This window comes from Oculatella sp. FACHB-28, assembly GCF_014696015.1.
In the GTDB taxonomy this organism is placed as follows: domain Bacteria; phylum Cyanobacteriota; class Cyanobacteriia; order Elainellales; family Elainellaceae; genus JAAUTN01.
Genome location: NZ_JACJPJ010000051.1, coordinates 1 through 9,836, shown reverse-complemented (window position 1 = coordinate 9,836; position 9,836 = coordinate 1). Strand labels below are relative to the sequence as shown.

The window sequence follows — 9,836 nt, the reverse complement described above, 5'->3', positions numbered from 1 at the left end:
CTTCGTCCTGTTTGGATATTGATTCCGTTTGTAATCCAACTGATTGCAAGCTGGGTTTTGTTGCGATCGCCCGAAATCCAAGCGTTCTTATCTTCTTAGCGCGCAGAACAGTCAAGATAGTCATCTCATCATTTGTTCATTTTGGGTATCTTATGACTCATTTCGGTGTAATTTGCCCCACGGGAAGCCATCTTACAGCTTGTTTTCCCTTAGGATATGAGCTTCAGCAACGTGGTCATCGTGTAACCTTCTTGAACATTGTAGATGCTCAGGACAAAGTCTTAGCTGCAAACTTTGGTTTTAGTCCTATTGGCAAAGATGAACGCCCCAGTGGATCGGAAGCAGAAATTTTGGCTCAAAGAGGTAAACTCAGTGGAATCGCTTCTTTGAAGCACAGCTTTAAAACTGCTGAACAAGATATGCGAATCATCCTTCAAGATGCTCCAGACATAGTTCAATCTGAAGGAATCGAAGCATTATTAGTCGATCAATGTTCTCCGGTTGGAGGAACGGTTGCTGACTTTCTAAATCTTCCCTTTGTTAGCTTATGTAATGCGTTGCCCTTGAATCTAGAGATTGGCGTTCCGCCAAGGTTCACAACCTGGCAATACCAGACAAATTGGCGCGCAAAGTTACGGAATCGAGTTGGTTATTCCTTAGAGAATCGATTAACAAAGCCGTTTAGACAGTTAACGGCTGAGTATCGGCAAAGGTGGAATTTACCTCCCCATACCCACCCAAATGATATATATTCCAAACTGGCTCAACTTAGCCAGCAGCCATCTGAGTTTGAGTTCCCTCGCAGAAACTTGCCACCACACTTTCATTTCACTGGTCCCTACCATAGTGCGATTGGAAGAAATATCACGCCCTTTCCTTGGGAGCAGTTAACTGGGCAGCCCCTAATCTATGCTTCGATGGGAACAATTCAAAATCGTCTCCTATCAGTATTTGAAGCGATCGCCGCTGCTTGTGTCGGATTAGATGTGCAGTTGGTGATCTCGCTAGGAGGGGGGATGCCGTTGGAAGCAGTGTCAACCTTAACGGGAAATCCTCTTGTTGTCAGCTATGCACCGCAGTTGGAGGTGCTTAAAAGAGCTGCTCTCACAATCACTCATGCAGGCTTAAACACAGTTCTAGAGTCACTCACTTATGGAGTGCCAATGGTCGCAATTCCAATTTCAAATGATCAGCCTGGAGTTGCTGCTCGAATTGTTTGGGCGGGGGCGGGAGAGTTACTACCTATTGCCCGCTTAACTGCTGCTAGCTTGCAATCAGTAATTCACAAAGTGTTGACCCAGGATTCCTATAAGGTTCAGGCATTGCGTTTACAATCTGCGATTCAGAACTCTGGTAGAGTACAACAAGCTGCCAACATTATTGAAACAGTGATTGGAACAGGACAGCCAGTTGTCAGAAACACAGGCGAATAGCCACGCTGCACCTGACACGTCCTGATATAGTTGGCTGAGTTGCAAAGTTTGTCTGTGTCCGGTGATTGCGACCGTTAGCCTGCAAGCTACATTGAAACTGGGGTTGATTTCCATCAATTCAATTGCGGTTTATAAGAGAGGGATATTTCTATGGCGTTGCAAGGGGATCCGTGCTCTAATCATTCCTACACCTCTGGCTCATCTGATACTAATTCCACAGAGATTGTAACTCTACGCCCTGATACTGAAACTCTGACCCGCCAACGCTTGCCATATTTTGTGGGTATTTCTAATGCCACAACCGGTGCAAAGGCAATTTCTATGAATTTGGTGATTATTCCTCCAGGTGGGTCTGCCGAGCCCCATTTTCACCGTGATTATGAAACCGCAATTTATCTAATTAAGGGTCGTGTAGAAACCCGCTATGGTTAAAGACTCAAGCAATCAGTTGTTAACGAAGCGGGTGATTTCATTTTTATCCCTCCAGGCGTTCCACACCAACCCTATAATCTCAGTGAAACTGAATCAGCTCATGCACTAGTTGTACGCAACGATGCAAACGAGCAGGAGAATGTTGTTCTCTACAATCCAACTTTGGAGAGTTAAGTAGGCTTCAGAGACAACTGAGCCACTTCAACGTTAGCTCTCGAATGAGAACAAACGATCCACCACCCCAACGATGAACACCATGGAAGACAAGATCTCTCGCCATCGCCTCAAGATTTATTTTGAAGACACGGACGCCGGTGGTGTCGTCTACTACGCGAACTATCTGCGCTACATGGAGCGTGGCCGCAGCGAGTGGCTGAGTGAGCTGGGCTTTGAGCAACGGCGGCTCTCTGAAGAGCAGCAGGTCGGCTTCATCGTCCGGCACGTAGAGATCTCCTACAAGGTGCCAGCGCGCCTAGACGATCAACTCGTTGTCTGCACCAGTCCACTCTCGCTTGGTCGGGCTGGGCTGGTTTTGCTCCAAGAGGTTCAGTTTCACGAATCGGGTAGTACCGCAGTCTCCGCAAAGATCGATATGGTGTGCATCAGCACCCAGACCATGCGTCCCACCAAGATCCCTCCTGAGCTGCTTGAGAAGCTGCGCGCGTGTCTTCCGGAAGCAGAGGTGGTGTCCTGAAGAGGAAGAACTGCGATTACGCGCCACGAATTTGAAGGACACGCCATTTCTTATGAAGACGTACAACAGTATCCGCTGCTAACATCAAGCCCATAGGAAGTATTTGGGAACTGAAGCGAACTTTTTCCGAATAATGTTCGACCGCTTATCCGATGAAATCACGAACTCGCTCAGAAGTTGGAATCGATACAGTTAAGAATAATTGTTTATCGGAGCCTCACTATGCCGGAAGCAACCCTAGCCTCAACTTCAGAGCAAGTATTGAACAGCCCTAAATGTGTGGAAACACTCCCGAAATTTCAAATTGAAATACTAGCAAATGGGTTGGATAGTCCTCGTAAGCTGAGTTTTGGTCCAGATGGCGCACTTTACGTTGCCGAAGCAGGACGAGGAGAAACCGGTGCGAGTATTCCGTCTCCGAGTCAACCCGGTGCATTGTTGTCTTATGGCGCAACCGGCGCGATTACCCGAATTCAAAACGGGGTTGCAGAACGAGTTGTTACGGGACTGCCATCGCTGGCATTACCTGGTGAAGGAGATGCAGCAGGTGTCAGTGGCATTGAGTTTGATAAGGATGGCAATGCTTATGCGATCGTCGGTCTTGTCAGCAATCCAGCCAATCGAGACAGTCTTCAAGTCCCTGATTTTAGCCAGTTGATTGCGATCGATTGTTTTGACGGAGGTTCTTCCTGGACAAGACTCCGAGATTTTGGTGCTTATGAACAAAATAACAACCCTGACAAGCAAGATGTTAATACTAATCTTTATGACTTGCTGATCAAGGACAATACTGCCTATGTCTTAGATGCGGGCGCGAATGATCTGCTCAGTCAGCGAGCCTTTGGTGGCGACCTGAATTTAGAAGCTGTCTTTCCAGCTCGGACAACGAACCCACTCACAGGTGAATCTGTCGTACGGCAGTCTGTTCCCACCTCCATTACCGAGGGCCCAGATGGCGCATTCTATGTTGGAGAATTAACTGGATTTCCGTTTCAAACCGGAACGGCACAAGTGTACCGGCTCAATGCGGAAGGCGAACCGGAAGTCTATGCAGGTGGGTTTACGAATATCGCAGATCTCGCTTTTGATCAATCTGGTGGTTTGTATGTCCTCGAATATGATGCAGATGGCATTTTGAGCGGAAGCGATGCAGGTTCGCTAATCTATGTCTCTCCAGATGGAAAAACTCGTACTACGATCGCAACTGATGAACTCATCAATCCCACGGGTCTAGCACTCGATTCTAATGGCGATATTTACATTTCTAACAAAGGCTTTATTGCTGGACAAGGAGAGGTGTTGCGGTTGAAGCGGGAAGCCCCCTTTAGCCCTGATCCGATTTATGACCAAGTGAAGCATTACACGACTACGATTACTGCTGATGGTGATCCGGCGGATATTTACTACCCAGTATTGCCAAACTCAACTCCCGATCAATTGCCGATCGCACTGATGCTGCAAGAAGCTTTCACCGATAAAGCAAACTACTCTAACTATGCAAAAGAAGTTGCACGCTATGGGTTTGTTGTGGTTGTTCCAAACAATGAACGAACCCTAACCTTAATGGATGGACAACCTCTTTCCGGGCTTTTGGCAGAGGAACAGCAAGTAAATGACGTGCTGGATCAAATAAAACTGGAAGATGCTGATACTGCTTCACCGATCTTTGAAATTGCTGATACTACAAATTTAGGACTTTTGGGAGACGGGTTTGGTGGCTTTGTGGGATTAGCCGCCATTCAAAATATTATTCGGTCTGCCTCGACCAGTGACTATACTCGACCGCCTGAACTCAAAGCAGGCATTTTCTACGGCACCAGCTTCCAGACAGCAGCCAATAGTGGTACATTTCCAACGATCGATAATCAAGATATTCCCACCGGACTGATTGCAGGAACGCTCGACAGCATCAATGATTTTGGTGAAGTGGCATCCACTTATGTCAAGATTCAAGATGCGCCGAAAGCGCTAATTGCAATTGAAGTGGCAAATCACTATAGCATTGCCAATACGGACAATCCGATGCTTGAGCCGAACCGTCCCACGCTTGATCAAGCAACGGCAAACGGCACGATCGGGCGTTGGAGCGGGTTATTCTTGCGAGCGCATCTGCTGGGCGATCAAGGTGCTTTCGATTATGTCTACAAAACAGGCGGCGATCTTGATCCAAACGTAAGTATCATTAGTCAAAATTCTCCTGCTCAAATTTGGTTGAATTTCATATCCAGTTGATCTTCAATCACAATGAGTTTGGTCGAATCGTTTGATCATTTTCACAGGTCTAGAACACTACCGGTTAAGTGGGTGCGTTTGGAATGCGCTGATGCAGGAATTTTGCAGGGAATTTGAGCGCGAGTTGAATGACTCGAGGCTACTCCACTGCCTGTTCTAAATGCTTCACGCCTTTGGATAACAAGGTAGTCGCCGCTCGCTCGCATCCCTCCATTCGAGATGTAGAGATAAGTGTGAGGGCGAGACGATCGCCCAAGGTCACGACACCAAGGGTCAACCCTCCGTCCACACCGGGCATGGCAACCGGGGCATGGAGCGCTGTAATCCGAACGTTGCCGTACTGTTGAGCCATATCAACGCGACCCAGATTGGTGACCGTTAGATGAGAGGGATATTGCGATCGCAGGTCTGCAATATAGGCAGCGGCATTGGTAAGATGCGCTACTATAGGCTGTCGAAGTTGGCGTTCCTCAATCAGTTGCTGGGCAATATCAATTTGAGAAAGTTGAGACTTCACTGATCGCGCAATATCCCAAAACTTAGAACCTTCCTGAAGAGAATGAGAGGTCACACAAAAGCAGAAGTAAATCCCAACGCCATCAGGCATCGGTAAAGATAGCTGCGATCGCACATTCACTGGATGGAGACATCGGATTGGATTCGCAAATTGCGGGGCGAGTGCAAGCAAAAATGCAGCGCTGATCGCACCATGTACCGTTGTCTGTTCAGTTCGACTGCGTTGGATCAGATGCTGGGTGAGTTCAGTTGAGAGGACAACGGGGCGAATGTGGGGGGGAGAACAGCGAGACTGGGGGGGAAGATAATCTGTCGGCTTCAGGATCTTATCTGGATAGGGTTCGCTGCCCGGAAGCGCGGATTCGAGCGAGACTGCCGCAGATAGGTCTGTTCGTTCAAATTGTTTGCCAGCCAACCCTTGAATAATATCTCGCGTTATATAGACAGCCGATAGTCCATCAGCGATCGTGTGATGGCAAACGATTATTAGTTCCGATTCAGTCTCCGATTGCAGTAGCACGACCCGAAGTAGAGGCTCAGTCTGCCAGTCTAATGAGCGGGACAGTTCGCCTGCGACTTCTTGTTGCCACTGCTGATCCTCTACTCTTGCAACCTGTCGCATCGGAATTTCGGCATCGGTTTCAACAAATTTGGGATATCCCATCGCGTCAGTCTCGATGCGAACTCGGAGCATCGGGTGACGCTGCTGAACTTGCTGGAGCGCTGCCCTGAGTTGATTGACGCTAAATTGCCCCTCTAGTTTGGCAACGGTGGCAAAATCCAGCGGACAAAACTGGTTGTACAGCCAATATAAATGTTCAAAGGCACCTAACTCTCTTTCCATTGCTATGCTCGTTCCGCTTAATAGATCTGCTGCACTGACCGTCTGCTAGTTAATAGCATCAGAACTTACGCAGCAGCAATTTAGACTGAAGAAATGAGCTTCACCAAACTCGACTACTGTCAATATCTGCTGAGTAGTCCGGTTAACTACACGGTTACAAAATTAGCTACTCATCTGCAAGGGATTAGCCACGACCGGATTAATCGCTACTTGCGCGGGGAGAAGTTGACCCCTCGATTGCTGTGAACAACGCGGAACCCCTGCTTCAAACGTCTGAGAATGCTTACGTGCTAAACGACTTATCTCAAGCGTCAACCGATGCCGTACAAGATGCGTGTGGTATCCGTTGGAAGATTAAGGAGTTTCATCGTGAACTGAAGCAGTTAACTGGAGTCGAAGCTTGTCAATGTCGCAAAGCTCGCATTCAACGCAATCATATTGCTTGTGCCTTGCTCGTTTGGAGCCGTCTCAAGATGGTCGCTTATCAAAGCGGCAGAACGATTTATCAGATTAAGCATGGAATGCTCTCGGACTACTTAATTGAGCAACTCAAGCACCTGTCCGTTCAAATTTCCCTTGCGTAAATCCTATTTTATTCAAGTAAAAACTGCCATATGTAATTATTCATCAAACAATACTAGGTAACGGAGTGCAACAATCAAACCAACCTTTGCGAACAATTTCAGACCCTTCGTCCGAACAAATTCTGAACCCTGTCAACTAATTCATTCCTATACTTATGAACATTGCACTCTGGGGTTGGGGATCTCGCAGTCATTGTTTGTGACACAACCAATCGGACAGGGTTTAAGCAGGCTTTGATAAATATTGGCAGAGGTAGACCAATGAATATTGCAATTATTGGCGGCGGAATTGGCGGTTTGGCAACTGCAAATGCGCTGTTCAAGAAGGGATTCAAGGTGCAAGTCTACGAACGAGCACAAGCTTTGCGACCGATTGGTGCAGGTTTAAGCTTGACCCCAAATGGTTTGAATAGCCTCAATGCGATTCAACCGGCAATAGTTGAGTCAATAATGAGTGCAGGCAGCCCAACGCACACGCTTACGTTGAAACGTAGCACTGGAGAGGTGATTGCGTCAGAACCGATGACAACCATGCAGCAATATGGGCAGCCGATGTTAAATATTCAGTGGTCAAAGCTGCAAGCCATTCTTGCATCAACACTACCGCCCGAAATCATTCATCTCCAACATCACTGTGTTGGCTTTGAGCAGCAGGACAACAAGGTTGAAGTTCATTTTGCCAATGGAAAAACAGTCCAGGCAGATTTACTGATTGGGGCAGATGGGATCAATTCTGTTGTTAGGCAGGAGCTTATTGGGGATGGAACTCCGACTTATGCAGGGCGAATGTCTTGGCGTGCTGTCATCCAATATCCTCACGAGCAATTGTCTCCTAACATCGCTACCTTAGTGACAGCATCGGATGGAAAAAATATCGTGCTGATTGATGTCGGTGAAGGTTACACCTTTTGGAGTGCAGGTGTGCTATTGGCAGACGATTCTGTTTGTCAACAGGCAAGCGATGCTAAGGCACGGGTTCTGGAGTTTTTTGCAGGGTGGACAGAGCCTGTAGAAGCAATTATCGAAGCAACGCCTGAGGAGGACATTGTGGAGCGTCCCATTTGGGATCGACTGCCCCTACCACACTGGAGCAAAGGCAGAGTCACACTCTTGGGAGATGCGGCTCATCCGGTTGTACCCTCGCTCGGACAAGGCGCAAACATGGCGTTTGAGGACGCCTACGAACTGGCGGAGTATCTTTCTACTGCACCAGACATCGAAACGGCACTTAATGCGTATGAAAACAGTCGCGTTCCTCGTACAGAAGTCATCTACAATCGCAGTGCCGTCCGGGGTCATGACTCCTATCGACCGGATAGTGAAACTACTTTCGTTAAAATGATGAACCCTTCCCAGATGAGTCAGGATGACTTTCAAGCATGGCTTTACAGCTATCCTCCTTCCATATTCCATTGAGTTGTATCGCGTTGGTCAATATCGAATTATCCACGCCAGCACAAATATCACAACTGATGCCAACCATGCCCCTGCGACGGGACTCAGGATAGCCGCGTCAAAACTGCCCGTTGCAGCCACAATTGACCCTAGACAGGACTTACGCAAGAGACATTACGAACGGATGGGTGCTTGAGTTGCTCAATTAAGTAGTTTGACAGCATCCCATGCTTGATCTGATAAACGGTCTTGCCGCTTTGGTAGGCGATCGTTTTGAGGCGAGTCCAAACAAGCAGGGCACAAGCAATATGATTGAGTTGAATCCGAGCTTTGCGGCACTGACAAAGCTTCGACTCCAGTGAGTTGCTTCAACTCGCGGTGAAACTCCTCAATCTTCCAGCGAACCCCAGACACATCTTGTACAGCATCCGTTGAAGCTTGAGATAAGTCGTTGGTGGCGACAAACTCCGTCCTATTGGTAGAAACAGTGACCCTCCAGCAGTTTGACCTTCTTGTCTTTGGGAAAGCCCCGCACTTTGATGAGCTTGCCTTGTTGCAACTCTTGCTCACGCCAAAGGAGGAAGATAAGCGTTGGAAGCGGGTTGCAGCAGAGGTTTGACATTCTCTGCACAACCCGCTTCATAAAGTTCCCTCATTCAATCTATGTCTACTACGATGGTCGCAACAAGAACCAATAATTTCAGGACATAGATACCTTCTCCTGACCAAGCATATTGGGCTGCCTGTGAGAAAACTTCGGAACTTGTTCGAGCGAAGATTCAAACTATACCAAAAGCTGGGAAGAGCCCAAATCTTTTGCTCATTCACAGAATGTGAGATTACAAAACGCTGGGCCAAGCGATCGCGAACAATACGATGAGGTTGCTTGACCAAAACAACAGCAGTAGCCACAATACACTACTGACTAATCGGTACCGCGATCGTTTTTGAGTTGTTTTAATCATTTGCAAACCCTGCCAAAGTTGCCACACTCGAAATGCAGTATAGAGTGTACCAATGACCACCACTAAACTCGATAACCAAACCTCACTGACGATTTGTTCAGTGGCAATTTGAATCACAAGAAGCAGCAAATAGGAACCGAAGATCTTTCGTATTTTAGGACGTTTAAACCAAGCAATGAATGCAATGGTTGGCAGCACCAGTCCGATCGCGATCGCAAGCTGCATCCATACTTGGATAAACTTCAGTCCAGCCTCACTGTGTTCAATTGTTTGGCGAATTGGCAGCAATCTATTTGAAATCAACCAACCGACAAGCATCATGATCAGGGTTGCCAGCACGACAAATGCCAGCGACGTTCTCCAGCTCATTGATGATTTGTTAACAGCGTTCGAGTTTCGCATGACTAAATTACAATTCGCCAAAATCTGATCAACTGTTTCTTCGATGATTAAGTTGGTTGAGTCAATCCTCTCTCTAAACTTCAGATTTACTTGAAGAGATTGTACTCTAGTCTTGATTAAGGGTCTTCGCTTGCTCATTCACACTTTAAGCATGACAAGCTGGGGGACTCACGATCGCACCGTCATTGCCGCGCCGCCGCCGCGCCGACTCGGCTCTGCTGCTGCTGTCATGGTGCGATCGGGTCGAATCACAATTCCTGTTGCTGCACCGATTTCCGGTACAGGTTCGAGGACGTGACCCAAGGCAGAAAGCGCCTGACCCAATTCAGTTGCTTCAAA

The 9,836-nt window shown here is 47.6% G+C and carries 6 protein-coding genes and 3 pseudogenes; 6 read left to right on the top strand and 3 right to left on the bottom strand.

What is annotated here, in order from left to right:
- Positions 1 to 152: 152 nt before the first annotated feature.
- From H6F88_RS10540 to H6F88_RS10525, 4 genes and pseudogenes are all read left to right on the top strand, one after another.
- Entirely contained in the window at positions 153 to 1,433 is a 1,281-nt protein-coding gene (locus H6F88_RS10540; RefSeq protein WP_190642708.1) for a glycosyltransferase, read from the top strand.
- Between the two features lie 150 nt (positions 1,434 to 1,583).
- A pseudogene (locus tag H6F88_RS34390) lies at positions 1,584 to 2,039 on the top strand (cupin domain-containing protein).
- 73 nt (positions 2,040 to 2,112) lie between these two features.
- Positions 2,113 to 2,559, top strand: coding sequence for a tol-pal system-associated acyl-CoA thioesterase (gene ybgC, locus H6F88_RS10530; protein ID WP_199318252.1), 447 nt, complete (start codon positions 2,113 to 2,115; stop codon positions 2,557 to 2,559).
- 222 nt (positions 2,560 to 2,781) lie between these two features.
- A complete protein-coding gene (locus H6F88_RS10525; protein ID WP_190642707.1) occupies positions 2,782 to 4,791 on the top strand; it encodes a ScyD/ScyE family protein in 2,010 nt (669 codons plus the stop codon).
- Between the two features lie 139 nt (positions 4,792 to 4,930).
- Here the strand turns inward: H6F88_RS10525 and H6F88_RS10520 are convergent, their stop codons facing one another.
- The gene (locus H6F88_RS10520) at positions 4,931 to 6,151 is read right to left on the bottom strand and encodes a condensation domain-containing protein (protein WP_190642706.1); all 1,221 of its coding nucleotides are present in this window, start codon (positions 6,149 to 6,151) and stop codon (positions 4,931 to 4,933) included.
- A gap of 93 nt (positions 6,152 to 6,244) precedes the next feature.
- Between H6F88_RS10520 and H6F88_RS10515 the strand changes: the two are divergent.
- Both H6F88_RS10515 and H6F88_RS10510 read left to right on the top strand, forming a co-directional pair.
- Positions 6,245 to 6,735 (top strand): annotated as a pseudogene (locus H6F88_RS10515) (hypothetical protein).
- A 261-nt stretch (positions 6,736 to 6,996) separates the two neighbouring features.
- Positions 6,997 to 8,151 (top strand): FAD-dependent monooxygenase, encoded by a 1,155-nt coding sequence (locus tag H6F88_RS10510; RefSeq protein ID WP_190642705.1) that lies wholly within the window; start codon positions 6,997 to 6,999, stop codon positions 8,149 to 8,151.
- 128 nt (positions 8,152 to 8,279) lie between these two features.
- On the opposite strand, the pseudogene H6F88_RS33270 reads toward H6F88_RS10510, so the two are convergent.
- Both H6F88_RS33270 and H6F88_RS10505 read right to left on the bottom strand, forming a co-directional pair.
- Positions 8,280 to 8,692, bottom strand: a pseudogene (locus H6F88_RS33270) (transposase); the annotation flags it as partial.
- Between the two features lie 277 nt (positions 8,693 to 8,969).
- Positions 8,970 to 9,464, bottom strand: coding sequence for a hypothetical protein (locus H6F88_RS10505; RefSeq protein ID WP_190642704.1), 495 nt, complete (start codon positions 9,462 to 9,464; stop codon positions 8,970 to 8,972).
- Between the last annotated feature and the right edge of the window lie 372 nt (positions 9,465 to 9,836).

Bases quoted from the DNA above. Each gene is read 5' to 3' on its own strand.
- H6F88_RS10505 (WP_190642704.1), bottom strand. From the start codon at position 9,464: ATGAGCTGGAGAACGTCGCTGGCATTTGTCGTGCTGGCAACCCTGATC.
- H6F88_RS10510 (WP_190642705.1), top strand. From the start codon at position 6,997: ATGAATATTGCAATTATTGGCGGCGGAATTGGCGGTTTGGCAACTGCA.
- ybgC (WP_199318252.1), top strand. From the start codon at position 2,113: ATGAACACCATGGAAGACAAGATCTCTCGCCATCGCCTCAAGATTTAT.
- H6F88_RS10540 (WP_190642708.1), top strand. From the start codon at position 153: ATGACTCATTTCGGTGTAATTTGCCCCACGGGAAGCCATCTTACAGCT.
- H6F88_RS10520 (WP_190642706.1), bottom strand. From the start codon at position 6,151: ATGGAAAGAGAGTTAGGTGCCTTTGAACATTTATATTGGCTGTACAAC.
- H6F88_RS10525 (WP_190642707.1), top strand. From the start codon at position 2,782: ATGCCGGAAGCAACCCTAGCCTCAACTTCAGAGCAAGTATTGAACAGC.